Here is a 26,418-nt window from a genome sequence, read left to right as displayed (position 1 = left end):
GGCGACTCATCCCGTTCACTATGGCCTGAGCAGATTGCGTGCCACTTTCAGCAGCGACCTAAATGCTTTTACGTTCAATAACTTGCGAACTAAGGTATGATGACTGGTTATGAAATCTGTGGGCTGTCTGCGCTCAAATGGTGAGCAGTGCGCCGCAATGGTGCTAGCGATTGAAGTAAACGGCGCGAATAAGAGGTTCGAGGAGGGTAACGCCACGACCCGCTCCGCGAATCATGCAGTCCCTGGCATCGGCGCCAGCATGGCTACTCAGCTCATGGCGGTCCATTGGCCAGACACATTGCGGATGAATACATGTGGATACGGTCGACACTCAGCCGTTCTAGGCTGTTTGCGATGGAGCGCTGCGCCGTCGGCGGATAGTCCACGATAGGCTTGTTGGACAGCTCGTCGAGCCGGCGCAGATCAGCGTGAAAGCCGTACGGGGCGGGAAGGGTGTTCTGGTGTACGGCCTCGTAGGCCGTGACCTGCTGGCGAAACTCTGGGGATGGCTTCGCAAGCAAGCACGACCTGCAACCAGACTGTCAGGAGCGACTCTTCATGTAAGCCCGCCAGCCGCCCAGTTCGCTGATGTCGCGTGCATCTTGCAGGCCGTATGGTTCACAGATGAAGCCAGTTTCCCAGCGGCCATCGGCAAGCTGTACCTTGCCCAGGCCGAGCGGGGCGGGAATGCCAGTCAGGAACGAGCCGAGCTCACTGCTCGGCATGTCCCAAACCTCTACTCCGATCGCCACGCCGCCTTCGTTCACACGGACCATGCCCGGGCGGAACGGAGGGCCTCCGGCGAGCGCATAGAGCTTGTAGTCCGGCGAGCTTTGAGTGACTTCTAACAGCCGGCCGCCGCGTTGCTTCAGTTGCCAATTCAACGGCAAGCCGTCGAGGTGAGCGCCACAGACAACCACGCGAGCTCGGTCGTTACGAGCCGGACTCTGTGGCGCGGGCGAAGTGATCGACTGCCCGCCGATGAGCGTGATGCCGGTGTGGCGCTGCAGTGCATCGGCCAGGCTCAGCAGGTATTGGTCGGTAAAGACGCGGCCAAACAGGGTGATGCCCCACGGCAATCCGTTCTGCATTATGCCTGCCGGCACCGCAACGGCCGCGTAGTCCAGCATGTTCATGAAGTTGGTGTAATAGCCCAGGTCCGAGTTGCGCTTGACCGGCTCGGCGTGCAGCTCGTCCAGCGTCACTGGCCGCGGGTAGGCCGGGGTCAGCACGCAATCGACTTCGGCCATGACCCGGTCGCAGATCGCCTTAAGTTGCTGCAGGCGATATTGGGCGCGGAACAGTTGCACGGCGGTGGTGCCGGGCGCCTTCTCCAGCACGGCGCGGATCACCGGCAGCACGGCGTGGGGCTGCCGCTCGATCAGCTCGCCAGCGACGCTGTAGCGCTCGGCGACCCAAGGGCCTTCGTAGAGCAGGCGAGCGGCTTCGAGGAAGGGCCCGAAGTCGATTTCCACCGGCTCGCCGCCGACGGCTTTAAGGTGCTCGACGGTGGCGGCGAACAGCGCGGGGCTTTCCGGGCAGCCGAGAAATTCCAGGCCCTTCGGCACGCCGAAGCGAAAACTCGCCACTTCGCCGAAAGCCGAGCCGTCGTTCCACGACGGATTGGCGCGGCTGTACTCGTCGCGCGGGTCGAGCCGGGCGGTCAGTGCCAGCAATTGGCTGGCCTCGGCGGCGGTGGCGGTGAAGTAGGTGACGCAATCGAGCGTGCGGCAGGCCGGCACCACGCCGGCGGTGGAGATCAGCCCTTTGCTGGCCTTGAGGCCCACCAAGTTGTTCAGCGCCGCCGGCACACGGCCGGAACCGGCGGTGTCGGTGCCCAGGGCAAAGGTCGCAACGCCCAGCGCCACGGCCAGCGAGGAGCCGGCGCTGGAGCCGCCGGAGGGGTAGTCCGGGTGTAGGCTGTTGCGGCATTCGCCGTAGGGCGAGCGGGTGCCGTTGAGGCCGGTGGCGAACTGGTCGAGGTTGCACTTGCCCAGCGGCACGGCGCCAAGGGCGATCAGTTGCTCGACGAGGGTGGCGCTGGCGTCCGGGGTGTAGGCGAAGGCCGGGCAGGCGGCGGTGGTGGGGATGCCCGCCAGGTCGATGTTGTCCTTGATCGCGAAGGGGATGCCGTAGAGCGGCAGCTCGGCGGGCGACTTGCCATCCAGCGCGGCGAGGTAGGGTTCCAGCTCTTCCGTCGTCAGCAGGTGGATGAACAGCTTGAATTCGGGATTGAGGGCAGCGGCCTTGTCGCGCAGTCCAGCGATCAGCCGGCGCGGGGTGGTTTCACCGGCGGCATAGGCGGCGCGCAGGGTGTCGAGGCGCAAGTCGAATGTGTCGTTCATGCTCGTGTCCTTCGTAGGGTGGAAAACGGCGCAGCCTTTTCCACCGTTGATGTTCGGGCCGGCCCTGCGGGCCGGTTGGTGGATCGGTGAAGCGTGATCCACCCTACGGTTGTTCGGCGTCAGGCCTCCTCGATCACTACCACGCGCTGGCCGGCGCGCACGGGGGAGCCGGGCTGCACGCGGACCTCTTTCACCACTCCGCCGACGGGCGCAATAAGCGGGATCTCCATCTTCATCGACTCGAGAATGACCAGCACGTCGCCGGCCTCGACCGTCGCGCCCGGCTCGACCTGAACCTGCCAGAGGTTGCCCGCTATGTGGCTTTCCACGCCGTGCTCGCCGGCACCCAGTGGAGCGTTTTCACCGGGGTCGGGGGCGACTTCCTCACTCTCGAAGTGGGCCTGACCGGACGCGATCCAGCGTTGACGTTCGGCATCGAAAGCCGCGCGCTGCTGGGTGCGGAAGGCTTCTATGCCCGCGGCTTCCTTCGCCAGGAAGTCCTGATAGTCGGAGAGGCGAAGCTCGGTTTCCTCGATCTTCAATGGGTAGCGACCCAGGGGGAAATCGCGGCGAATCCTCACCAGCTCTTCGGCCGAGACCGGGTAGAAGCGGATCTGGTCGAAGAAGCGCAGCAGCCACGGCTGGCCGCCGAATGCCTCGACGGCACGGTAGCGGTTCCACATCTGCAGGGTGCGGCCGACGAACTGGTAGCCGCCCGGGCCTTCCATGCCGTAAACGCACATGTAGGCGCCGCCGATGCCCACGGAATTCTCCGCGGTCCAGGTGCGTGCCGGGTTGTACTTGGTGGTGACCAGGCGGTGGCGCGGGTCCAGCGGGGTGGCCACCGGCGCGCCGAGATAGACATCACCCAGGCCCATCACCAGGTAGCTGGCTTCGAACACAGTGCGATAGACCGCGTCGAGATTGGGCAGGTCGTTGATGCGGCGGATGAACTCCAGGTTGCTCGGGCACCAGGGTGCGTCCTTGCGCACTGTGGTCATGTACTTCTCGATCGCCAACTGGCAGGCCGGGTCGTCCCAGGACAGCGGCAGGTGGACGATGCGCGAGGGGACCTTCAGATCCTGCGCCGAGCATACGGCGTCCCAGAGGCCGGCTACGGTGTCGAGTAGCGTGTTCAGCGGCAGGGTTTCTGGCTGGTAGTGGACCTGCAGCGAGCGGATGCCGGGGGTAAGGTCGATCACACCATCCAGGCTCTCCGCCTCCAGCGCCTGCATCAGCGCATGACCGCGGAAGCGCAGTACCAGATCCAGCTCCGGCTGGCCGATCTCCAGCAGCAGGTGGGTGTCGCCGGAGAGGCGCGCCATCAGGCGGGTGTCGGCCTGTCCGAGGTTGAGGACGATGGGGGAGGTGAGGGCCGAAGCCCTTGCCGTCATCATAGGAGCGAGCTCGCTCGCGAACCGGTCGACCTCGGAGGTGAAGCCTTCGCGAGCAAGCTCGCTCCTACAAAAGCGGGTGCATTCCTCATCCAGCGCCTTGGCCAGCACCCGCGCGGACGCCACGTCCACGGGCACGAAGCGCACCTTGTCGCCGGCCTTGAGCTGGCCGAGTTGCCACAGATCCGCCTCGATGATGGTCACTGGGCAGACGAAGCCGCCCAGGCTCGGGCCGTCCGGGCCGAGGATCACCGGCATGTCCCCAGTGAAGTCCACCGCGCCGATAGCGTAGGGATTGTCGTGGATGTTCGACGGATGCAGGCCGGCTTCGCCGCCGCTCTCGCGCACCCACTCGGGCTTGGGCCCGATCAGACGCACGCCGGTGCGGCTGGAGTTGAAGTGCACTTCCCAATCTGTGGCGAAGAAGGTCTCGATGTAGCCTTCGGTGAAGTATTCCGGCGCGCCATGCGGGCCGTAGATCACGCGGATCTCGCGGATCGCTGGCAGGTTGCTGCACTGCTCGGGCGGCAGGCTGGCGCCGACGGCAGTGTCGGCGAGCGGAGCCAGGTGCAGCACGTCGCCGGCGCGCAGGGCGCGGCCTGCATGGCCGCCGAACTGGCCGAGGGTAAAGGTGCTTCTGCTGCCCAGATACTCGGGCACCTGCAGGCCGCCGCGCACGCAGAGGTAGCTGCGTGCACCGGCTCCGGCAATGGTGCCGATGGCCAGGATGCTGCCGGCCGGGACGAAGAGGGCGGTGCACATGGGCTGCTCGACGTCGTCCAGCTTCAACGGGATCTCGGCACCGGTCACCGCTACCACCGCATCGGTGTTGAAGCGCAGCAGCGGCCCGCTCATGGTGATTTCCAGCCCGGCAGCGTCTGTAGCGTTGCCGAGCAGGGCGTTGCCCAGGCGCAGGGCACGGTTGTCCATCGGGCCGGACGGCGGCACGCCCACCGACCAGTAGCCCTGGCGCCCGGGAAAGTCCTGAACCGTGGTCTGGGTGCCGGCGGTGATCACTTCAAAGGTGGTGGCTCGGTAGGTCAGGCCTTCCAGGCAGCGGGTCCAGGGCGAGCCCTCGGCGAAGGGCGCGTAGGCGAGGATTTGCCGCAGGTAGTCGCGGTTGGTTTCTACGCCGTAGAGCAGGCTGTCGGCCAGCGCCTGTTCGAGCGCGGCGCGGGCGGCGTCACGGTCCGGTGCCCAGGTGATGAGCTTGGCGATCATCGGGTCGAAGTAGGGCGGGATCTCACAGCCGGCCTCGACCCAGGTGTCGATGCGCAGGGCCCGGCCGTCGGCCTCGGGGAAGTCGACGGCGGTCAGCAGCCCGGGGCTGGGTTGGAAGTCGCGGCCCGGGTCCTCGGCATACAGGCGCGCCTGGATCGAATGACCGCTGGGCTTTAGGGTTTTCGCCAGCTCGGCCAGTGGCGGCAGCTCGCCGGCTGCCAGCTCGATCATCCAGCGCACCAGGTCGACGCCCCAGACCTGTTCGGTAACGCCGTGCTCGACCTGCAGGCGGGTGTTCACTTCGAGGAAGTAGAAGCGCTCGGCCTCGCTGTCGTAGACGAATTCGATGGTGCCGGCGCTGCGGTAGTTGACGGCTTTAGCCAGCCGGATCGCCGCCTCGCAGAGCTGCTCGGCCATGCCGGCCGGCAGATTCGGCGCCGGGGTTTCCTCCAGAACCTTCTGGTTGCGCCGCTGCACTGAGCAGTCGCGCACGCCGAGAGCAATCACCTCGCCGGCGCCATCGCCGAATACCTGTACTTCCAGGTGGCGGGCGCGCTGGATGTATTTCTCGATGAACACGCCAGCGTTGCTGAAATTATTCTGCCCCAGGCGCTTGACCGCCTCGAAGGCGTCCGACAGCTCGGCCGCCGAGCGGCAGACTCGCATGCCGATGCCGCCGCCACCGGCAGTGCTCTTGAGCATCACCGGGTAGCCGACCTGTTCGCCAGCTTTCAGAGCGGCGTCGAGGTTTTCCAACAGCTGGGTGCCCTCCAGCATCGGCACGCCATGCTGCTCGGCCAGCGCCCTGGCGGTGTGCTTGAGGCCAAACACCTGCAGTTGTTCCGGGGTCGGGCCGACGAAGGCAATGCCAGCGGCTTCACAGGCTTCGGCAAAAGCGGCGTTTTCAGAAAGAAAGCCGTAGCCGGGGTGGATGGCGTTCGCGCCGGTTTCCTGCGCGATGCCAAGGATCTTCTCGACCACGAGATAGGTGCTCGATGCGGCGCCGTCACCCAGGCTGTATGCCTCATCGGCCTGCTGAATATGCAGGCTGGCGGCGTCGGCCTCGGAGTAGACGGCCACCCCCTTGCAGTCGAGCGCCTTCAAGGTGCGCTGGATGCGGCAGGCAATGGCCCCGCGGTTGGCGATCAGGAGTTTGTCGAACATTCGAGGAGTTCCCGAAGGTGGCGGGCCGTCCCGCCGCTATTGGGTCTTCACCACGGTCGTCCATGGCGGAAAAGCAGTTTCATTAGCCGGTTTCAAGCGGCCGTCAGTCGATCTCGCGAGGCGAATCCGACTTATAGACGGGGGAGGGCTTCAAGCACTGGCCCGAGCGGCTCTGACATAAGGTGAAGAGCCAGCGTCGAATCACTTGCGGCTTAAGGCTCGCCGGTTGCCTGTTTTTCAGTCCCATACCAGCACCTCGGCCGGCGTGGGGTTCCATCCATTGCACGGGTTATTCAGCTGGGGGCAATTGGAGATCAGGACGATCACGTCCATCTCGGCTCTCAGCTCCACGTACTTGCCTGGCGCTGAAATGCCATCCTCGAAGGTAAGGCCGCCATCGACCGTGACGGGCACGTTCATGAAGAAGTTGATGTTCGCACCGATGTCGCGCTTCTCGAGGCGCCCGTCGTGCAAGCTGGCACGCAGGAAGTTGTCACGGCAGCTGTGCATGTAGCGCTTGTCCAGTGCGTAGCGGACCACGTTGCTCTCCTGGGCACAGGCGCCGCCAAGCGTGTCATGGCGACCGCAGGTGTCTGCAGTAATCGTCAGCAGCGGATTGCCCAGGTTTGAATACAGCACCGTGCCGGCGGTTAGGTAGACCTTGTTCTGCTTACGCAGCGTGCGCTGCGGGTCGAAACGCTCACGTGGGTTTTGCGCACTGAAGAACAGGGTGTCGATAGCCTGGTTGCCTTCAAGGTCCAGCAGTCGCAAGGACTGGCCCGCTTTTACTTCGAACAGGTAAGGCTCGCCCGCAGGGATTACATGGCGGAACACGGCGGTTTCTGGGTGAAGGTTGCTCTCGTGAATGGTCATGGCGGCGCCTCCTCAGATGTAGAGCCGTTCGGTGTTATGAAAGGCGCGGCCGTTTTCGGGGCGCGAGGTTCGGCAGAGCACGCTGATACCGTCACTGTCGACTCGGTGCCAGCTCAGTTGAACAGGCTTTGGCGCGTATTCGGGGGATGGGTCCATGGGGTGTTGCAGGGCCGTGAGCACCACCAGCGCATCCATGGGGGCGTAAAGTTCGACGTAGTCACCCGCTTTTGAATTGTCGGGCTGAAAAGCGAAGCCGCCGTCCGCATCCACAGTGACCTTGCTGAACAGGTTCAGGGTCATGAGCAGATCCTGCAGGTTGAGATTCCATTTGCCCATCTCCACCAGAAGGTTGTCCGCACCGTTGCGAAAAAAGCCGTTTCGCAGCTCCTGGTAGCGGCCCTGGCCATACTTCTCGGCTACTTCATCGGCCTTGAGCACGCCACCAAAGCTGTCGTGCCAGCCGCAGGTATCGGCTGTTATGCAAGCCAGCACTCGGCCCATGTCTGAATACAGGCAGTGGCCGGTGGTGAGTTTGGCGGTGTGTTGGCCTTTAAGGGTGTCAGGCAAATTCAGCCGCTCGCTTTTTTCAGCGGCGTTGAACATCAACAGGCTGACGTTGGCACCGCCTTCGATGTCGGTCAGGCGCAGCAATTGTCCGCGCTTGAGCACGAAGGAGGTATGCCCGCCGCCGGGAAGTGTTTCTTCATACAGAGTGGGGCGGATTGCAAGTGAAGCGCTCATGTCAGGCTCCTTGATTGGCGGGATGCATTTGGCCGAGCTGTGCCGATAGATCGCCAATGGCGGCGCGGGCAACTCGACGGTCTGCGTTCAGTGGAATGTCGTAGGTCACGCGAGCGCCATAGGCGCCAGGCGCATGGGGATCAAGGCGGATCTTGTCGAATACCAGGATGCGAGTGCCGAGGGTGAAACCTTCGGACAGGTCATGGGTGACCATGAATACGGTCAGCCGGGTTTCCCGCCACAGCTGAAGCAGCAGCTCGTGCATGTCCTTGCGGATACCGGGATCGAGCGCGCCGAAGGGCTCATCGAGCAACAACACGCGAGGCTTCATGATCAGCGCTTGAGCGATCGCCAGACGCTGCTGCATGCCACCGGATAGCTGCGCCGGGTACTTGTCCAGCGATTGGGCCAGGCCGACCTTGCGCAGGACCACTTCGGCCTGTTCACGTGCTTCACGCTTGCCTTGGCCGAACAGTCGGCCCAGCACGGGGGCCTTGGGAAGTTCCAGGCCGAGGGCAACGTTGTTAAGTACCGATAGGTGAGGGAAGACCGAGTAGCGCTGGAATACAACGCCACGACTGGCATCCGGTTCGTTGGCGATGGGCCTGTCGTCCAGCAGAATCTCGCCGCGGCTGGGCCGTTCCTGCCCAAGCAACATGCGCAGGAATGTGGATTTGCCGCAGCCGGACGCACCAACCAGGGTGCAGAATTCGCCTTCGGCGACGGTCAGGCTCAGGCGCTCCAGCACCACCTGATCGCCGTATTCCTGCCAGACGTTGTTGACCTGAATGAACGGCTTGATCGTCTGTTCGCTGGCCTGGGTCATGCTGGTTTCGGTCATGCCTTGGCTCCTTCATACCAGGGAAAGGCCAGCTGGGTGAGCTTGCGCAGACTGAAATCCATGGTCCATGCGAGCAGAGTGATCCAGGCTACGTAGGGCAGGATCACATCCATCGCTAGATAGCGACGCACCAGGAAGATTCGGTAGCCCAGGCCATCGGTGGACGCGATGGCTTCGGCGGCAATGAGGAAGAGCCAAGCGGAGCCGAGCACCAGTCGCATGGCAATCAGCAGACGCGGCAGTATCTGGGGCAACACCACGCGCAGGATCAGCGTCCAGGTGTTCGCGCCGAGGGTTTGCGCCTTGATCAACAATTCCGGCGGAATCTCCCGGGCGCGTTGTTCCAGATCGCGCGCCAATACCGGCGTTACGCCAATCACGATGAGCATGACCTTGGACAACTCGCCAAGCCCGAACACGATGAACAGAATCGGCAGGATCGCCAGCGGCGGCACCATGGAAAGAACAGTCAGTAGCGGTGATAACGGCGCGCTGAACAGCGGCAAGGTGCCGGCCGCGACGCCAAGGCAGAGGCCAACGACTGCAGCAACCGCCAAACCTACTGCGAGACGTTTAAGGCTGGAGGCGGTGTCCTGCCAGAAAAGGTAATCGCCGCTGCGCTTGTCAGGGGTGAAGGCCAGGCGCTCTACTGCACTGGACATCTGCGTGAAGCTGGGTAGGAGCTTATCGTTGGGGTTGGTTTCCAGCCGCTGCGCCGAACTGGTCAAATAAGCGAACAGGATAATTGCGAAGGGCAAGATCACCAGCAGCGTCCAGCCAGTGCGTCCCGGGACACGGTTGATCAGGCGCATAGGGAGGTCCTACTGCTGATCGGGGAGTGTTGCCGCGGGTCGGTCGTCTTGTCGAATCCGAGCGGTGGCATAAAAGAGCCTCCAGTGAGTGGACATGGCAAAGGAGCTGCGTTTCAAACGCCGTCTCCCGGGCTTTTATCCCGCCGTGTAACCTCACTGGAGGTCGCCAACTCTCGGACCAGCCACTCGCATCGCGAGCCGGAACCCTAGTCAGCTATTTCTGAATTTTCTCGTCCGTGAGCCGCAGCTTCCTGGCAACTGGGAACGTAGCAAGTCCAATGCCAATAATTTTCTGCCGTAATCCGTGCTGCTCAGGTTGAGTCTTCTGAACATGCGCGCCGTAAGCGTGCACGAGGACTCCATATCGCACGATTTATGGGCGTCATCCGTACTGGAGCGAGAAACTGGATTAGCGGCGATCGCCAGAAGCTGAGTGCGAACCGGGCTCTAATCTGCTTGGTTCGATGGCTGATGGTGCCATGCTGTGGCTGATCTCGATGGAGATGGCTCTTAACACCTCGAAACGCTGCGGGTCGCGCATCGCATCCATTGGATTTAAGGCATCCAGCCGAGCGGCAGGTTGTGAGGAGAATCGAAAAAAACCGACGAGATTAGGCTGAGATCTCAGTTACGTAGCTTCGCATAATGTATATTATGTTAAATACGATGTTATGTTGTGAATGTCCGATCTACTACACGACTGAGACCTCAATCGTGCTCCAGATCGGATTTGCTCTGTTCCGCATGATTGCCCCCTTTGCCATTTAGCAGATGGCTCAGCACCGAGCGCAGCTTTCCGGCCTTGACCGGTTTATCCAGCACCGGCACACCGACACCCTGCAACTGGCGGCGGCACTGGTCGCTGCGGTCTGCGGTAATCATCACTACTGGGATCGGCGTTCGGAAATATGTCTGCATGGCCTGCGCCACGTCCCAGCCGGTCACGCCCTGATCCAAATGGTAGTCGGCGAGAATCAACTCGGGCGGTGATTCATTCAGAGCCGCCATTGCGGCCGCCTCGTCGGTGGCGGTTAGCACCTCGCAGCCCCATTGCCCGAGTAGCGCGGCCATGCTGTGCAAGATGCTCAGCTCGTTATCCAGTACCAGCAATCGGCGCCCTGGCAGCGGATCGCCCAGCATCGGCATCATCAAAGGCGCTTCGCTGGCTGATACTAACGGCGCCTCGGCCAGCGGCACGTCGATGCTGAATACCGAGCCACGACCCGGTTGCGAGCGAACATGTATGTGGTAGTCGAGCATGGTCGCGATCCGCTCGACGATGGCCAGTCCCAGGCCGACCCCCGCGCGTTCAGCGGCGCGCTGAACGCCCAGTTGGTTGAATTCCAGAAAGATTGACTGCATCTGGTCCGCCTCGATGCCGCAGCCGGTATCCCAGACCTCGATCCGTAGAAATTCGCCACGCTTGCGCGCACCCAGCAGCACCCGGCCCTTATCCGTATAACGACAGGCATTGCTAAGAAAATTACGCAGAATGCGCGTCAACAGCCGGAAGTCACTGCGCAGCGCATACGCTGGAATGTAATGGTCGAAGCCAAGACCTTCCGCTTGCGCCACCGATTGGAATTCGGAAACCAGTGGCAGCAGCACTTCATCCAGACGGTACACCTCGATATCCGGCTTGATCGCTCGTTGATCGAGCTTGGAAATGTCCAGCAAGTCGGTGAGCAAATCTTCCGCACCTTCCAGCGCCAGATGCGCGCGCTCGACGAGATTCTGCTCCGCACCAGGTAAGCCCCGCTCACGCAAGGTTGAGATCAACAGGCGCGCCGCGTTGAGCGGCTGCAGCAGATCATGGCTGGCCGCTGCGAGATATTTGTCTTTGCTGTGGTTGGCCGCTTCGGCCGCATCACGTGCCTTGCGCAGTTCGACAGTCCGTTCAGTGACGCGCTGTTCCAACTGCTCGTTGAGCTGCAACAACCGCAACTGCGCCAGCTTGCGCTCGGTGATATCGGCAACGAAGCCCTCGACCAGGCCGTCCTCATCCGGTTTGAGCAGCAGGTTCATTATCACGTCAATCGCACTGCCATCCTTGCGGCGCAAACGGGTCTCATAGCCGAACAGGCCCCGTTGAGTGCTGAGAACGTGACGGATGCGCTTCAGCTCTTCCTCACCGCCGATGAACAGGTGATGGGAAAGATCGGTCAGCCCCCAGAGCGCGTCCGAGGGGCTGTCGTAGCCGAGCATACCTGCCAAGGCAGGATTGGCCGCGCGGATGCCCTCCTGCAGGCTGGCCTGAAAAATCCCGTGTACCGCATGTTCAAACAGCCATTTGTAGCGATTGCGCTCGGCTTCCAGTTCTTCGAGGCGCGCAACCAGTTCGGGATAGTGGCTTTTGCGTGCCGAAAGCGTTCCTAGCCCAAGCAGGCCAGCGAGAGCGTTGTCCTGCTCAGAGTGCTTCGGCATATACAACTTCGACGTCGCGCTGGGTCGACGAGCGAGGGTTAGTCAGAATGCAGGGGTCCTGCATGGCGTGCCGCGACAGGAATGGAATATCGGAAAGATTTACGCCATGCAATCCCAGCGTTTCGTTGAAACCAATGGCCTGCTTGATCTGAACCAGATGGGTGACCAAACCATCGCGAATCTGTGTATGGGTCATACCGCGCGTATCGATGCCGAACGTTTGCGCCACGACCTTGAAGCGCTCGGGCGCAGCGCTGTAATTGAATGCCACTACATGCTCGACCAGCACCGCGTTGCACAAGCCATGCGGGAGATCGAGATAACCGCCCAGACTATGGGACATCGCGTGCACTGCACCCAGAATAGCGTTGGAGAAGGCCAGGCCGGCTTGCATGCTGCCGAGCATGATCTTTTCGCGTAGCTCTATATCTGCCGGATTGGCAATCATCTGCACTAGATGACCGTTGATCAGGCGCATCGCCTCCAGCGCGTGCGGGTCGGTCAGTGGCCCGTTGCCGGTCGAGACGAAGGCTTCTATTGCATGTACCAGTGCGTCTATGCCGGTGCATGCCGAGAGGAACGGATCCATGCTCAGGGTGGTTTCCGGATCGATCAGCGAGACGTCTGGGACCGCGCCCTTGCTGACGATGGAAAACTTCATCCGCTCGTCCTGGTTGGAGATGATTACGAACTGCGACACATCTGCAGAGGTCCCGGCCGTCGTTGGAATCAGAATCAGCGGCGGGCTTGGTACGCGCAGCGTGTCGACACCCTCGAACTCGATGATATTTCGCCCGTGAGCCACTGCAATACCGATGCCCTTGGCGCAGTCCATCGGACTACCGCCGCCCACGGCGACGATGACATTACAGCCCTCGTTGCGATACACCTCTGCGCCGAGCATTACTTCTTCGGAACGGGGATTGGCTGAGACTTGGGTAAACAGATGATAGTCGATGTCCTGGCGGGTCAGGCTTGCCTGAACGTCGCCGACCCAACCGGCGGCGACTACGCCCGGGTCGGAAACCAGCAGCACCTTGCGCGCGCCAAAGTTCTTCGCGTAGTTGCCGACACTGTGCCGGCAACCCGCACCAAACACGATCTCGGGGGAAACGAATTTGCGCTGCAGGCTAAGATTGGGGCTCATACAACGGCCTATAGTTATTATTTGTTACGTCCGGCAAGCCTACTGTTTTCTATGATCAAAGCAATCCGCAAAAGCTCCATACAGCCTTAATGTGTCCGTCAGCCGCCTCAGCAAAGCAGACACTGATAGAAGCGGCATCCCCTCCCCCCTTTACACACAGCGAAGTTCGAAACGCACGATAGCTGGTCATCGAGGCAAAAAAACGCGGCCAGAAGGCCGCGTTGCGTTGATGGACCATTTGTGACTTATAAAGCCAGAGCAGCCCCCGCACGTTCAGTGCAAGCAAGTTAAGCCGGCGCGTAGGAGCGGCGCACCGGGTCCTCCGAGGTCAGAAGAATCCGAGCGGATTGATGTCGTAGCTGATCAGCAGGTTCTTGGTCTGCTGGTAATGGTCGAGCATCATTTTGTGCGTCTCGCGACCAACACCGGACTTCTTGTAGCCGCCGAACGCGGCGTGCGCCGGGTACAGGTGATAGCAGTTAGTCCAGACGCGCCCGGCCTTGATGCCGCGGCCCATGCGGTACGCTCGATTGATGTCACGGGTCCAAACGCCAGCACCCAGACCGAACTCGGTGTCGTTGGCAATCGCCAGCGCTTCCGCTTCGTCTTTGAAGGTAGCGACACCGACCACCGGTCCGAAGATCTCTTCCTGGAAAACGCGCATCTTGTTGTGCCCTTTGATCAGAGTTGGCTGCACGTAATAACCAGTGGCCAGGCCACCTTCGAGCTTCTCAGCCGCGCCGCCCGTGAGAATCTGCGCGCCTTCCTGCTGGGCGATTTCCATGTAAGAGAGGATTTTGTCGAACTGTTGTTCGGACGCCTGGGCACCGACCATGGTGTCGGTATCCAGCGGGTTACCGCGTTTGATGGCCTTGATCTTCTTCATCACCACTTCCATGAAGGGTTCGAAGATGGACTCTTGAATCAGCGCGCGCGACGGGCAGGTGCAGACTTCCCCCTGGTTGAAAAATGCCAGCACCAACCCTTCTGCGGCCTTCTCGATGAAAGCCGGCTCGGCCTTCATGATGTCTTCGAAAAAGATGTTTGGCGACTTGCCGCCTAGCTCCACGGTGCTCGGAATGATGTTCTCTGCGGCACAACGCATGATGTGCGAGCCGACCGGGGTGGAACCGGTGAAGGCGATCTTGGCGATACGGGTGCTGGTGGCCAGCGCCTGGCCCGCCTCTTTACCGAAGCCCTGCACAATGTTCAGCACACCCGCCGGCAGCAGATCGTCGATCAGCTCGGCGAAGACCATGATCGAAAGCGGCGTCTGCTCGGCGGGCTTGAGTACCACACAGTTGCCGGCAGCCAGTGCGGGAGCGAGTTTCCAGGCCGCCATCAGCAGCGGGAAATTCCACGGAATGATTTGACCGACCACACCCAGCGGCTCATGGAAGTGGTACGCCGCGGTGTGTTCGTTGATCTCGGCAGCGCTGCCTTCCTGGGCGCGAATGCAACCGGCGAAATAGCGGAAATGGTCGGCGGCCAGCGGCACGTCGGCATTCAGGGTTTCGCGAACGGCCTTGCCGTTGTCCCAGGTTTCGGCGATGGCGAGCTTTTCCAGGTTGGCTTCGATACGGTCGGCAATTTTCAGCAGAATCAGCGCGCGATCCTGAACCGAGGTCTTGCCCCAGGCATCGGCAGCGGCGTGAGCGGCATCTAGGGCGAGGTTGACGTCTTCCGTTCCGGAGCGCGGGAACTCGGCGATCACTTCGCCGTTGACTGGCGAGGTGTTGACGAAGTATTCGCCTTTCACCGGCGGAACGAACTCGCCGCCGATGAAATTGCCGTAACGCGGCTTGAACGAAATGACAGCGCCTGCAGTACCGGGTTGGGCGTAGATCATGAGCGGCCTCTCTAATTTCTGCTTGTCGGAGCCTGGCCGGGAGGTGGACAGGACATGGAGCGATCTTAGGCAGCGCGGGCCGCCTGCCGGAATGCACCCAAGGGACAGAAGCCGTCCTCATTTGGTAGTAGACGCGAAGGCTTTAACAGGCACTGGCAGAGCGTTGTGGTGCTGGCCCCGATGCAGCGCAGGATCAATGGATTGATGGGTTGCATCTGCGTGCCCCAGCCTCCCCTGTAGCCGACCGTCCGCCATGTGCAGATGGCGCGAACGAAAAGGCCGGCGTAAGCCGGCCTTCCATGTTTACCGCAGCGCCATCAACGCTTGGCGACGGTCTGATCCTTCGGCAGCTTGAACGTCCAGACCATACCGCCCTGGTTGAAGTCCTTGATGCGCTTGGCAACTTCCCCGCCCCACAGCGGAACCGCCCCGCCCCAGCCGGAGAGCACGGAAACGTATTGTTCGCCGTCCATTTCCCAGGTGACCGGCGAGCCGATCACGCCGGAACCGGTGTTGAATTCATACACTTTCTTGCCGGTTTTGGCGTTAAAAGCCATTAGATAACCTTCTGGGTTACCGGTGAACACCAGGTTGCCCTTGGTCGCCAGCACGCCGCCCCACAGCGGCGCGTAGTTCTCGTAGCGCCAGACTTCCTTGCCGGTCTTCGGATCAATCGCGCGCAGTACGCCGATGTACTCCTCGTTCAGCGGATGGATGGTGAAACCGGCCCCCAGATAGGCGGCACCCTTCTTATAAGCAACGCCCTCGTTCCAGATGTCCATGCCCCACTCGTTCGATGGCACATAGAACAGTCCGGTGTCCTGGCTGTAAGCCATTGGCATCCAGTTCTTGCCACCTAGGAACGACGGCGCAACGAAGACCGACTTGCCCTTGTCCGCACCCGGCGCGCCGGGACGGTTAGCGTCGTCGTAGATCGGACGGCCATTTTTGTCGAGGCCTTTGGCCCAGGTGATCTTATCCACGAAGGGGAAGCCACGGATGAACTTGCCGTTGGTACGATCGAGCACATAGAAGAAGCCGTTTCGGTCGGCTGTGCCGGCGGCCTTGATGATCTTGTCACCCTCCTTGTAATCGAAGGAGATCAGCTCGTTCACACCGTCATAATCCCAGCCGTCATGCGGTGTCGACTGGAAGTGCCATTTGATAGAACCATCGTCCGGGTCCAGAGCCAGGCGCGAGGAAGAAAACAAGTTGTCGCCCGGCCGCAGGTGTGAGTTCCAAGGCGACGGGTTGCCGGTACCGAACAACAGCGAATCGGTATCCGCATCGTAATAGCCGCCCAACCAAGGCGCTGCGCCGCCGGTCTTCCAGAGATCGCCTGGCCACGTCTTGCCAGCTTCCCCGCCGGAGATGCCGTTTTCGACCTTCTTTCCGTCCTTCATCACATAGCCCATATGGCCTTCGACGGTCGGGCGGGTCCACAGCAGCTCGCCATTCTTCGGATCAAAGGCTTCGATCTTGCCCACCACGCCGAATTCGCCACCGGCAACGCCCGTGATCAGCTTGCCTTTGACGATCATCGGCGCGGCAGAAATGGAATAACCGGCCTTGTAGTCTGCAACGGTCTTTTTCCAGACGACTTTGCCGGTGTCCTTGTTCAGTGCGACCAGCTTGGCGTCGAGGGTGCCGAAGATCACCATGTCGTCATATAGCGCAACGCCGCGATTGATCACGTCGCAGCAGGGCATGATGCCGTCGGGCAAGCGCGCATCGTACTGCCACAGCTCTTTACCGGTGCGCGCATCGACAGCAAAGACCCGCGAATAGGAGCCGGTGAGGTACATCACGCCGTCCTTGATCAGCGGTTGTGCTTCCTGGCCACGCTGTTTTTCTCCCCCCAAGGAGAAACCCCAGACGGGGCGGAGTTGGCTGACGTTTTCGGTGTTCAGCTTCTCCAATTGGCTGTAGCGCTGCCCTTGCAGCCCCAGGCCGTTGGTAACGATCTGATCTGTGGACTTGGCGTCATCGAGGATTTCCTGATCAGTGACTGCCCATGCCGACACGCTGGACATCGCCATGGCGACGCAGAGCGCTGTCAAGGCGAAGGGCTTGCGAAGACCGGTGTGCTTCATTGCGGCTACCTCTACGGATTCATTGTTATCGTCGCCGGGAAATTTTCCCGGTCTAGTGCCGATTCTTCGTCCAAGGCCTTTTGCCAACAATTGCACCCAGTACCGATTTCACTCATCCCTTGGTAGCAATACCGCGCTGTGAGGAGCGCGGTTCCAGCATTGCACTGACTTGGCCAGCTGCCTGGACAGTGAAACGTCATCGGCGCAATCGAAAACCATCGTTATAGCTTGTTCAAGGACGAGCAATACTGGCGCGGCTTCGATCACCAGAATGTGCAGAGCATTTACGTCGTACGGGTTAGGCCGCGTAGCGCGAGCTTCAAACAGGACTACTTCACGATCTTCCATCGCATGGATGGCGAGCAAGCTGCGCCCAGCCTGGGTGAATGGCAGCAGGAGCGTGGCGACGAGCTGACCCAGCGTTAAGCGCTGTCAGTTGCCGCTCAGTCAGCCTGATACAGCTCCGGCAGCTCGTAACGCAGCCCGTAGCTGGTGTATATCTTCTCGAGATCACTTTCCTCGATCAGCCCTTCCAGCACACCTTCGATGGCGTAGGCCAATTGACGGTTGGATTCATGCACGGCCATGCCCAGCTCCCAGGCCTGCTTGCCCATGTTCGGGTAGGCGTTCTCGGCCAGCTTTAGATGACTGTCGTTGGCTTGGTGCAACATCCAATCGATTTCACCGCGCATCGCCATGGTGGCGTCTACTTCGCCAGCCTGCATGGCCGTGAACGCCGCCTGTGCCGTTGGATAGTGATGAAGCATTTTGGCGATGCTGCCGTTGAACACGGACGACAAATAGAAGGACGGCACACTTTCCACTTCGACTCCGACCGGGTGGAAGCGGAACACACCAACGCTCGAAACCTCATCGATGCGCCGATCATCGTAGGCGGACTGCCAGCGTTCGCGCTGATAGGGACCGAACATCACTACCAGTTCGTTGATCAACTCGCCCAACTCGTTCTGCTTGTAGGAGAACTCGCGGTCATAAGGCACGCGCATCATCACGTCGGCCAACACGTTCGGCCGCAAATAATGCCCTTTCCAGATGAAGTTGCGTAGGTCATCGTCGAGCGTCTCGTCCGGCGTGACCCACAGCACTTCGACTTTCAGGTCCAGCCCCGCTGCCAGTTTGCGCGCAAGGTCGGCATCGACCCCACGCGCCTCGCCATCGACCATGTAGCTGTAGGGCGGGAAGTTTTCATACATCGCCACCTTGAGCACGCCCGAATCGATGATGTCGTCGAATGCACGCACCTTTACCACGTCCGCCTGGACCAGCGCGCACGAAAGTAACAGGCAGAGGCCCCCGAGCAACTGGCGCATGGTAATCACCGTTTGGCAGCTTCGCTTTCGATGTAAGTACGGATCGCCCAGAGCGCTTCCTGGCTGAGGTAATCGGCCATGCGTGGCATGTAGACGGCACCATCGCGAACCGCACCGTTGATCACTCGCTCCTTGTACCACTCGTCGCCGTCGTAGCTGGCTTCAAGGTCGCGCAGGTCCGGGGCTATACCACCAGAAATCGCCTCAAGGCCATGACAGCGGGCGCAGTTCTGATTGTATGCGGAGGCGCCGATTTCAATAGCTTTGGCGTTGTCTTCGTTCGGCGCACGATAGGGATTTTCTTCGACCCACTCTTCGCCTAAAGGGGCCAGCCCTTTGGTCTCGACTTTTTGTGGTGTGACGTCGCCATGAGCCATCGCCAACCCGGCAAAGCCGAAAAGTCCGACAGCGAAGAGAGCGCGCAATGAGGTTTTGTTATTCATGACTACCACCGTTGTTTTCGAGTACCTGAGCGAAGCAGCCCCGTTCGGAGCGCATGTCGGTCATCTTGGCGGTGGCGCTGTGATGGCAGAATCCTGCTTTGGTTGTCTGCATCTCCTCCCTTGGTAGTAGGGCCTCGTGCGGCTATTACGAGGCACCGAGGTAGCAAGGCGAAAACACAGGCCGACTGGGAAGTTTTCCCAGCATCAGCGGGAGCTTTTCCGTATCGATCACCGCGACGCCCTCCCAATAATCGAATCGCCTGGCCGGCCGCTGGCCGCACGCCGCTGACTGGTGCGCGAGCATAGCGCCCGGCCTCGTTCGAATCGACCAAGGGAAACCAACCATGACAACAAGATCACCCCTGGGCAGCAAACGCCCTCTCGCCATCGCCGTGCTCGCTGGCGGCCTCTCATTAAGCGGCTTTTCAAGCGCTGCGAACGTCACTTGGGACGACATCGCCAACGATCATCTTTCGACCGAAAACGTGTTGCAGTACGGCCTGGGAACCAACGCTCAGCGCTGGAGCCCGTTGGCCCAGGTGAACGATGAAAACGTCTTCAAGCTGACCCCTGCCTGGTCCTTTTCCTTTGGCGACGAGAAACAACGAGGCCAGGAGTCCCAGGCAATCGTCCACGACGGTGTTATCTACGTGACCGGATCCTACTCGCGAGTGTTCGCGCTCGACTCGCGGACCGGCAAACGTCTCTGGAGCTACGCTCACCGTCTGCCGGACGACATCCGCCCTTGCTGCGACGTGGTCAACCGCGGCGCTGCTATATACGGCGACAAGATCTACTTCGGCACCCTCGACGCCCAGGTGGTGGCGCTGAACAAGGACACCGGCAAAGTCGTCTGGAAAAAGAAGTTCGGCGAACATGGTGCGGGTTACACGATGACCGGCGCGCCCACCCTGATCAAGGATCAGAAGAGCGGCAAGGTCCTGCTGATTCACGGCAGCTCCGGCGACGAGTTCGGCATTGTCGGCAAGTTGTTTGCGCGCGATCCGGACACGGGTGAAGAAGTCTGGATGCGTCCCTTCGTCGAAGGTCACGTAGGCCGGCTGAATGGCAAGGACAGCACGCCGACCGGCGACATCAACGCGCCGTCCTGGCCGGATGATCCGAACTCACCCACCGGCAAAAAAGAGGCTTGGAGCCAGGGCGGCGGCGCTCCATGGCAGAGCGCGAGTTTCGATGCCGAAACCAACACTATCATCGTCGGCGCAGGCAATCCGGCACCTTGGAACGGCTGGGCGCGCACCGCTGAAGGTGGCGATCCGAAGGATTACGACAGCCTTTACACGTCCGGACAGGTCGGCGTCGATGCCACCACGGGCGAAGTGAAGTGGTTCTATCAGCACACGCCGAACGATGCCTGGGACTTCTCCGGCAACAACGAGCTGGTCCTGTTCGACTACAAGAACAAAGACGGCAAGACCGTCAAAGCCACGGCCCACGCCGACCGCAACGGCTTCTTCTATGTCGTTAATCGGCAAGACGGCAAGCTGCAGAATGCCTTTCCATTCGTCGACAACATCACCTGGGCCAGCCATATCGACCTGAAGACCGGCCGACCGGTGGAAAACGAAGGTCAGCGCCCGCCGAAACCCGAGCCCGGTGAAGCGCACGGCAAGTCGGTGGAAGTCTCGCCGCCCTTCCTCGGCGGCAAGAACTGGAACCCCATGGCTTACAGCCAGGACACCGGCCTGTTCTACGTACCCGCCAACCATTGGAAAGAGGACTACTGGACCGAGGAGGTCAGCTACAAGAAAGGCAACGCCTACCTCGGTCAAGGTTTCCGCATCAAGCGCATGTTCGATGATCACGTCGGGATTTTGCGCGCCATGGACCCAACCACCGGCAAGGTCGCGTGGGAGCACAAGGAACCGCTGCCACTTTGGGCCGGCGTGCTCGCTACCAAGGGCAACCTGGTGTTCACCGGAACCGGTGACGGTTACCTGAAGGCGTTCAACGCCAAAACCGGCGAGGAGCTGTGGAAGTTCCAGACCGGCAGCGGAATCATCGCGCCGCCGATCACTTGGGAACAAGACGGCGAGCAGTTCATTGGCGTAACCGTTGGTTATGGCGGCGCCGTGCCGCTGTGGGGCGGCGACATGGCTGTGCTGACCAAGCCGGTCGCCCAAGGCGGCTCGTTCTGGGTCTTCAAAATTCCTGCTTGGGACAAGCAGACCGCCAAACGATGAGACGCCGGCTGTGCTCGATGATCGGGCACAGCCGTGCAGCCATGAATGTAAAGAACTGGCGGGCCGTTAGAGTTGGCGCTCTCCCGGCCCGACAGTCACCTACTCCGATTACTCCTTTCCGCTGCTCTTGACCAGGGAACCACCATGAACCTGTCCCGTTATCTACTCTCCATCGCGGTGCTCTTCAGCGCGGCGTTATCGGCCGATGATCAACCGCCAACCATCAATGGCTGTGTCATCCAGCCGGAAAGCAAATGCGTCAACGCCGATCTTCGCCGCGCCGATCTGAGCAACCAGGACATGCGCAAGATGGATTTAGCCGGTGCCGACCTCACCGGAGCCAATCTGAGGCACGCCAATCTCGATTTGGCCAATCTGGAGCAAGCCAACCTGACCGGCGCTACCCTCACCCGCGCCAGTTTGCAACAAGCCAACCTGCGCCTGGCGAACTTCACCGATGCGCAGCTGGTGGCGATTCAAGGGTGGGGGCTGTTCGCTCAGGCCGCGCGATTCAATGGAGCCAACCTGAGCGCGGCCAATCTTGAATTCGCTCGTTTGAGCGGTGCGAAGATGCATGGCGCCAACCTCACCGCGGCCAATCTGGAAATGACCTGGCTAAGCAAGGCCGACCTCGACCATGCGAATCTGACCGATGCCAATCTGCAGGAAGGCAAGCTCAACGACGCCAACCTCGCGAACGCGACCCTGACTGGCGCGCGCCGACACTATGCAACCTTTCAAGGCACCTATATGGACGGTTGTCTCGGTTGCCCGGTGGACTGGGAGAAGTAATACCGGCGGATGCATCGAACCGGAGCGCCATGCGCTTTAATAAGGGATACGCGCTCCGTTTCCCAGGACCGAAGCTACAGCGGCTTGAAGTGGAGGCCCTATCATCATTCGTATCCCCCAGCTGACCGCCCTCGATAGCCTGCCCCGCTTCGACGGCCTCGCGCTCGACCGTATTCTCACGCCCTCGACGCCTGCGGAATTCTCTCAGGCCGTCGACGACATCCTGGACTTCGCTCAGATCGGCTTCGATACCGAATCCAAACCCACCTTCAAGGTCGGGGAAGTCTCCAGCGGGCCACACCTCATTCAGTTCGCAACGTCGGAAAGGGCCTACCTGTTTCAGGTCGGAACGCCCGGTTGCGCCGAGGCCGCCAAGCGGGTGCTGGAGACGGACCAAGTATTGAAAGTCGGATTCGGTCTGGCGTCCGATCGCAGCCGTCTACGCACCCGGTTGGGAATCGAATTGCGGCACAGCGTCGATTTGGGGTCGGCTTTGAAATACCACGGCAAGAAGGGTCAGGTCGGGCTTCGCGGTGCAGTGGCGGCGGTGCTGGGCGCCGGTATTGGCAAGTCGCGCAGCGTGTCGACCTCCAACTGGGCGAATAAAAATCTGACCGAAGCGCAGCAGCGTTATGCCGCCAACGATGCCTATGCCGCACTGATGGTATTTCTCGCGCTGGATGCCCAGTCGCACACGTCACTACTGGATCGGACGACCTCAGCATCTGGAAAGCAGCGCTGAGAAGGCGTTGCGGCCTGATAGCCTTGGCATCCGTCAGCAAAGGGAGCCAGTAGGCTAACCGCCCGGCCATGCAATAACGGATCGCTCGACCGACCGGTCTTCTCGCCCTTCAAGCCTCGCAGAGCGTGCGATCGCCGACGCGTAGCAATCCCTGATCTATGGCCAGATGCACCAGCTCCGCCTGGGAGCTGACCGCCAGCTTGCTCTTGAGCAGTGCCATGTGGTTGGAGACGGTCTTGCTGCTGATGCAGAGACGCTCGGCAATCTCGCGGTTGCCGATACCACGGGCGAGCATGAGGAATATCTCCATCTCGCGCGGCGTCATGTCAGCCAAACGTCCTTTCATAGGGGTCGTCGAACGCCGCTGACAGGCCAACTCGGTAGCCAAGGGTTGCTCGATGAATGGTTGTCCGGCAAGCACCTTGCGCACTGCTTCGACCAGTACATCCGGCGCACAGCGCTTGGTCAGATAGCCGGATGCGCCGGCATCAAGCGCCTGGCGGACCAGCGCCAGCTCATCGTGCATGCTGAAAATCAACACCGGCAGCAGCGGCAGGCGCTGGCGTAGCCGCCGGCACGTTTCTAGTCCGCTGATCCCAGGTAGGCTCAGGTCAAGCACAACGAGGCTGGGGATATTCTCCTGCACCCGTTGCAGCGCCAGCTCGCCACTCGCCGCCTCGACCACCGTCACCTCGGGCATCAAGGCTGTGAGCAGGCTGGCATAGCCCTGCCGAACCACCGCATGGTCATCCACCAGCAGGATTTTCATGATGATGCCCCGTTGAGTGGCAGATCGAGATAAAGCGCCCACCCGCTGCCAGGGCGGTGCCGGAAGAGCAACTGCGCGCCGAGGCAATGGGCACGCTCACGCATAGAACGCAGACCGACGCCTGCCTGAGCTGGCGGCTGACCATGGCCGTTATCACGAAGCAGCAGACGAAGAGCATCAGTGCTTCCGCGCAGGTGCAGTTGCACGCAGCTTGCCTGCGCATGGCGAGCCACATTGGTCAGCGCCTCCTGCACAAGCCGATAGAGATGAAGCTTGTTCTGTACGGACAAGGCTGGAATTGGTCCGCGAAGCTGGAGCCGACACTCGATTCCCAGCGAGCCCTGCCACTGCTGGACAAGTTGCTCGATGGCCTTCTCCAGCGAAAGGTGATCGAGCATCACCGGATAGAGATCGCGCACCAGAGTGCGAAAGCCGTTCTGCAGATCGAGGCTGTGCTGCTCAAGATGACGGGCAGTTTCACGTACGGCGTCCGGCTTGTCGGCTTGTATACGCAGAAGACAAGCCCGAGCACGAATGCCGGCAACGTACTGGCCGAGGTCATCGTGCAGGGCCTGAGCCAGCTGGGTGCGTTCGCGCTCCTGCAAGGCAATCAACGCCTGAGTGAGCTGATCGTTATCGCCCCGCGCCTGCTCGAGGGCTGCAGCCATGCGATTGAAGCGCTCGGTCAATCGACGCGCCTCGGGCAGGCGGTGCGACGACAGTCGGGTATCGAGCCGGCCTTCGGCAATGCGGACCAGTGCGCCGAGCAATTCGGTCAGCACACGCATGCCCGGGCGCAACGCCCAGCGGATCGCCAGCAGGCTGAGCAACAGCGCCAGGGCGAACAGCGTCAGCAGCTGCAACAGCGAATCCCGTACCTCTTCAACCTCGTCGCGCGGATCGACGCTGATCCGCAGGCGCTTGCCATCGGCTAAAAGCCGCTCGGTGGCCGGCGCCAGCTCGGCGGGATACAGCCAGGCGCCGAGCCAGTCGTTGAACGTCTGAGCCGCACCATGCTCTGTTGATTCTTCGGCCGTCAGCCAGCGCACGCGAATATGCCGCAGGCTATCGGTGAGTCCTGGCCGCAACGATTCGGGATCGCGCTCAGCCATCTCACTCAAGTATTCGACGACGGCGGCCGCGGCATCGAGCTCACGCTGCACATCATGGCTGGCCTGACGCAACAGCGCCGCCAGGCAGACGGTTGCCACCAGAACGAAGAATAGCGTGACCAGCAGATTGATTCGCCAAAGAGCGGACATACATGGAGCTTCCGGTGTCGTGGGACCGCGGTGCAGGCCTGGATTCACGGCGAGCGCGTCACTTCACCACGAACCGGCCTTCCATCCCTTTGTTCTGCAGGCCCTTACAGTAGAACGGGTAGGTGCCCGGCTTGACCGGCAAGAAGAAGATCTCCGCCTCGCCTGCCTCTTCGAACTCCAGCTCGACCAGCGTGATCGCCTTGATTTCTACGCCACCGGCCTCGACTTTTCGCAGGAAAATCGACTTGGCGAACTCCGGCGCCTGGAACGCGCACTCCTTCTGCCCGTCGGCGATGACCTTGAGCTGATAGGCAACGCCGGTTTCCAGCTGATATTCCTTCTGCGAGACCGCGTAATCGGTCTCCTCGGAGCCGAACTTGAGGTCAGGCAGCGACTGAGTGCGCAACGTCAAATCACCCGTCGCGTGAGCATGATCGAAACCGATCAGGCTGCCGATGAATAGCAAATTGAGCGCCAGGGCTTTGAATGGAGGCATAGGAGTCTGCTCGTTATTGTTATCGGTGGGCCTATCCTATGAGCAGCCGCGGGACGCTTGTTTACTACCTTGGTACACAGCGACTGGTACTTTCTGCATATTTTCCCACCCCGCCATGGTTCCTATGCTGGCCGCAACGCCATAGGAGCTGCCCATGCGCCATTTCGTACAACGAGCCGGCTACCTCATCGCCCTCGCCTGCGCCCCGCTTGTTGCCACCGCTGCGCCGGCATCCGGCGAGACGTTGTCGGTGCGGATCGGGTATCTGGGTTACCGCCCGGATCCGGGACCGCTGCTCTCCAACGTGATTCCCGAGCCAACCGATGCCGGGCAGCGTGGCGCCGAGTTGGCCATCATCGACAGCAACACCACCGGACGTTTTCTTAAGCACAGCTACACACTGACGGCCATCAACAGCGATACCCCCGAACAACTCCTCGAAGACGCACGTCAGCTGCATCGGGACGGCTTTCGTTTATTCGTGGTGAACGCACCGGCCGTTAACCTGAGCCAACTCGCCAATGCAATGCCCGACAGCCTGCTGATCAATGCGGGCAGCACCAGCGACGAACTGCGCACTACGAGCTGTCTCGCCAACGTGCTGCATACCCTGCCGAGCCGTAGCATGCTGGCTGATGCCTTGGCTCAGTTTCTCGCTGTACGCCGCTGGAACCGCTGGCTTTTGATCAGCGGCCCGACGCCAGAGGATCAGGCCTATGCAGAGGCACTGCGGCGCGCGGCCAAACGCTTCGGTCACAAGATCATCGAAGAGAAGCCCTGGTCCTTCGATAACGACCAGCGCCGCACTGCCCAGGCGGACATGCCGCTGTTCACCCAAGCCGACGACTACGACGTGGTGGTGGTCGCGGATGAGCGCGGCGATTTTGGCGAGTACGTGCCTTATCACACTTGGCTGCCGCGTCCGGTAGTCGGCACGCAAGGCTTGATCCCGACCGGCTGGCACAAAACGGTCGAGACCTATGGTGCCGCGCAGCTGCAAAAGCGTTTCGAAGCGCACGCCAATCGCTGGATGAATGACCGCGACTTTGCCGCCTGGATTGGCGTGCGCAGCCTGGCCACCGCGATCACCAAGCTCGGCGTGACCGACCCGCAGGCTATTCGTCAGGTCTCGTTGAGCGACACCCTGCCGGTGGATGGCTTCAAGGGCCGCAAACTCACCTTCCGCCCCTGGAATGGCCAGCTGCGTCAGCCGATTCCACTGGTGCATCCGCGCGGGCTGGTTTCCAACTCGCCGCAGGATGGTTTCCTGCATCCCACAAGCGAGCTGGACACGCTCGGCTTCGACCGACCGGAAAGTGAATGCCGGCTGAGCGAGGCGAAATCGTGATCACCGTCCGCCGCCTCACAGCGGTGCTGTCCGCGGCGCTTGGTGTTGCCGCCGCTGACGCATATGCCGAGTTGGCATTGCGCTGAATAGCGTTACCGAGCCTGCACAACAACAAGAGAACCTCAGA

The 26,418-nt window shown here is 61.2% G+C and carries 20 protein-coding genes, 1 pseudogene and 1 riboswitch; of the genes and pseudogenes, 5 read left to right on the top strand and 16 right to left on the bottom strand.

Annotation, left to right across the window (positions count from 1 at the left end):
• Positions 1-272 precede the first annotated feature (272 nt).
• From NAV33_RS00980 to NAV33_RS00930, 11 genes are all read right to left on the bottom strand, one after another.
• Positions 273-521, bottom strand: coding sequence for a hypothetical protein (locus tag NAV33_RS00980; RefSeq protein WP_255975996.1), 249 nt, complete (start codon positions 519-521; stop codon positions 273-275).
• A 21-nt stretch (positions 522-542) separates the two neighbouring features.
• Positions 543-2,345, bottom strand: a complete 1,803-nt coding sequence (gene atzF, locus NAV33_RS00975; RefSeq protein WP_255975994.1) for an allophanate hydrolase — start codon at positions 2,343-2,345, stop codon at positions 543-545.
• Between the two features lie 119 nt (positions 2,346-2,464).
• Entirely contained in the window at positions 2,465-6,124 is a 3,660-nt protein-coding gene (gene uca / locus NAV33_RS00970) for an urea carboxylase (RefSeq protein WP_255975992.1), read from the bottom strand.
• Between the two features lie 237 nt (positions 6,125-6,361).
• Positions 6,362-6,997 carry an urea amidolyase associated protein UAAP2 gene (locus NAV33_RS00965; RefSeq protein ID WP_255975990.1) on the bottom strand — a complete coding sequence of 212 codons (636 nt, stop codon included), beginning with the start codon at positions 6,995-6,997 and terminating at the stop codon, positions 6,362-6,364.
• A 12-nt stretch (positions 6,998-7,009) separates the two neighbouring features.
• A complete protein-coding gene (locus NAV33_RS00960; protein ID WP_255975988.1) occupies positions 7,010-7,738 on the bottom strand; it encodes an urea amidolyase associated protein UAAP1 in 729 nt (242 codons plus the stop codon).
• 1 nt (position 7,739) lies between these two features.
• On the bottom strand, positions 7,740-8,579 hold the full coding sequence (locus NAV33_RS00955; protein ID WP_255975987.1) for an ABC transporter ATP-binding protein: 840 nt from the start codon (positions 8,577-8,579) through the stop codon (positions 7,740-7,742).
• On the bottom strand, positions 8,576-9,391 hold the full coding sequence (locus NAV33_RS00950) for an ABC transporter permease (RefSeq protein WP_255975985.1): 816 nt from the start codon (positions 9,389-9,391) through the stop codon (positions 8,576-8,578). The genes NAV33_RS00955 and NAV33_RS00950 overlap by 4 nt, the downstream gene beginning before the upstream one ends.
• A 122-nt stretch (positions 9,392-9,513) precedes the next feature.
• Positions 9,514-9,612: riboswitch (guanidine-I (ykkC/yxkD leader) on the bottom strand.
• 487 nt (positions 9,613-10,099) lie between these two features.
• A complete protein-coding gene (locus NAV33_RS00945) occupies positions 10,100-11,815 on the bottom strand; it encodes a PAS domain-containing hybrid sensor histidine kinase/response regulator (RefSeq protein ID WP_255975983.1) in 1,716 nt (571 codons plus the stop codon).
• A complete protein-coding gene (gene ercA, locus NAV33_RS00940) occupies positions 11,799-12,962 on the bottom strand; it encodes an alcohol dehydrogenase-like regulatory protein ErcA (protein WP_255975981.1) in 1,164 nt (387 codons plus the stop codon). Before ercA ends, NAV33_RS00945 begins: the two co-directional genes overlap by 17 nt.
• Before the next feature lie 328 nt (positions 12,963-13,290).
• Positions 13,291-14,811: an acetaldehyde dehydrogenase ExaC gene (gene exaC / locus NAV33_RS00935; protein ID WP_255975979.1), complete on the bottom strand. Its 1,521-nt coding sequence runs from the start codon at positions 14,809-14,811 to the stop codon at positions 13,291-13,293.
• A gap of 317 nt (positions 14,812-15,128) precedes the next feature.
• Positions 15,129-16,904: a methanol/ethanol family PQQ-dependent dehydrogenase gene (locus NAV33_RS00930; RefSeq protein ID WP_255975977.1), complete on the bottom strand. Its 1,776-nt coding sequence runs from the start codon at positions 16,902-16,904 to the stop codon at positions 15,129-15,131.
• A gap of 195 nt (positions 16,905-17,099) precedes the next feature.
• Here NAV33_RS00930 and NAV33_RS00925 point away from each other — a divergent pair.
• Positions 17,100-17,330, top strand: a pseudogene (locus tag NAV33_RS00925) (branched-chain amino acid ABC transporter substrate-binding protein); the annotation flags it as partial.
• A gap of 17 nt (positions 17,331-17,347) precedes the next feature.
• On the opposite strand, the gene NAV33_RS00920 reads toward NAV33_RS00925, so the two are convergent.
• Positions 17,348-18,235 carry a substrate-binding periplasmic protein gene (locus NAV33_RS00920; RefSeq protein WP_255975974.1) on the bottom strand — a complete coding sequence of 296 codons (888 nt, stop codon included), beginning with the start codon at positions 18,233-18,235 and terminating at the stop codon, positions 17,348-17,350.
• A 5-nt stretch (positions 18,236-18,240) separates the two neighbouring features.
• Positions 18,241-18,678, bottom strand: a complete 438-nt coding sequence (pedF, locus tag NAV33_RS00915; protein WP_255975972.1) for a cytochrome c-550 PedF — start codon at positions 18,676-18,678, stop codon at positions 18,241-18,243.
• A gap of 344 nt (positions 18,679-19,022) precedes the next feature.
• Here pedF and exaA point away from each other — a divergent pair, with 344 nt between their 5' ends.
• The 3 genes from exaA to NAV33_RS00900 all read left to right on the top strand — a co-directional run bounded on the left by exaA (position 19,023) and on the right by NAV33_RS00900 (position 22,416).
• Positions 19,023-20,882 carry a quinoprotein ethanol dehydrogenase gene (exaA, locus tag NAV33_RS00910; protein ID WP_255975970.1) on the top strand — a complete coding sequence of 620 codons (1,860 nt, stop codon included), beginning with the start codon at positions 19,023-19,025 and terminating at the stop codon, positions 20,880-20,882.
• A gap of 144 nt (positions 20,883-21,026) precedes the next feature.
• Entirely contained in the window at positions 21,027-21,674 is a 648-nt protein-coding gene (locus tag NAV33_RS00905; protein WP_255975968.1) for a pentapeptide repeat-containing protein, read from the top strand.
• Between the two features lie 100 nt (positions 21,675-21,774).
• Entirely contained in the window at positions 21,775-22,416 is a 642-nt protein-coding gene (locus tag NAV33_RS00900; RefSeq protein ID WP_336605345.1) for a 3'-5' exonuclease, read from the top strand.
• A gap of 109 nt (positions 22,417-22,525) precedes the next feature.
• Here NAV33_RS00900 and NAV33_RS00895 read toward each other — a convergent pair whose 3' ends face one another.
• From NAV33_RS00895 to NAV33_RS00885, 3 genes are read right to left on the bottom strand one after another with little or no spacing between them, the layout of a single operon-like run.
• Positions 22,526-23,185: a response regulator transcription factor gene (locus NAV33_RS00895; RefSeq protein ID WP_255975966.1), complete on the bottom strand. Its 660-nt coding sequence runs from the start codon at positions 23,183-23,185 to the stop codon at positions 22,526-22,528.
• Complete coding sequence (locus NAV33_RS00890; RefSeq protein ID WP_255975963.1) at positions 23,182-24,447, bottom strand: sensor histidine kinase; 1,266 nt, start codon at positions 24,445-24,447, stop codon at positions 23,182-23,184. Before NAV33_RS00890 ends, NAV33_RS00895 begins: the two co-directional genes overlap by 4 nt.
• Positions 24,448-24,505: 58 nt before the next feature.
• On the bottom strand, positions 24,506-24,943 hold the full coding sequence (locus NAV33_RS00885; RefSeq protein ID WP_255975961.1) for a copper-binding protein: 438 nt from the start codon (positions 24,941-24,943) through the stop codon (positions 24,506-24,508).
• 154 nt (positions 24,944-25,097) lie between these two features.
• Here NAV33_RS00885 and NAV33_RS00880 point away from each other — a divergent pair, with 154 nt between their 5' ends.
• Positions 25,098-26,291, top strand: a complete 1,194-nt coding sequence (locus NAV33_RS00880) for an ABC transporter substrate-binding protein (protein WP_255975959.1) — start codon at positions 25,098-25,100, stop codon at positions 26,289-26,291.
• The last annotated feature ends 127 nt before the right edge of the window (positions 26,292-26,418 follow it).

This window comes from Stutzerimonas stutzeri (assembly GCF_024448715.1).
In the GTDB taxonomy this organism is placed as follows: Bacteria; Pseudomonadota; Gammaproteobacteria; order Pseudomonadales; family Pseudomonadaceae; genus Stutzerimonas; species Stutzerimonas stutzeri_AR.
Note: the sequence above shows the minus strand (reverse complement) of the source record. Positions and strands in the feature narration are given on the sequence as shown.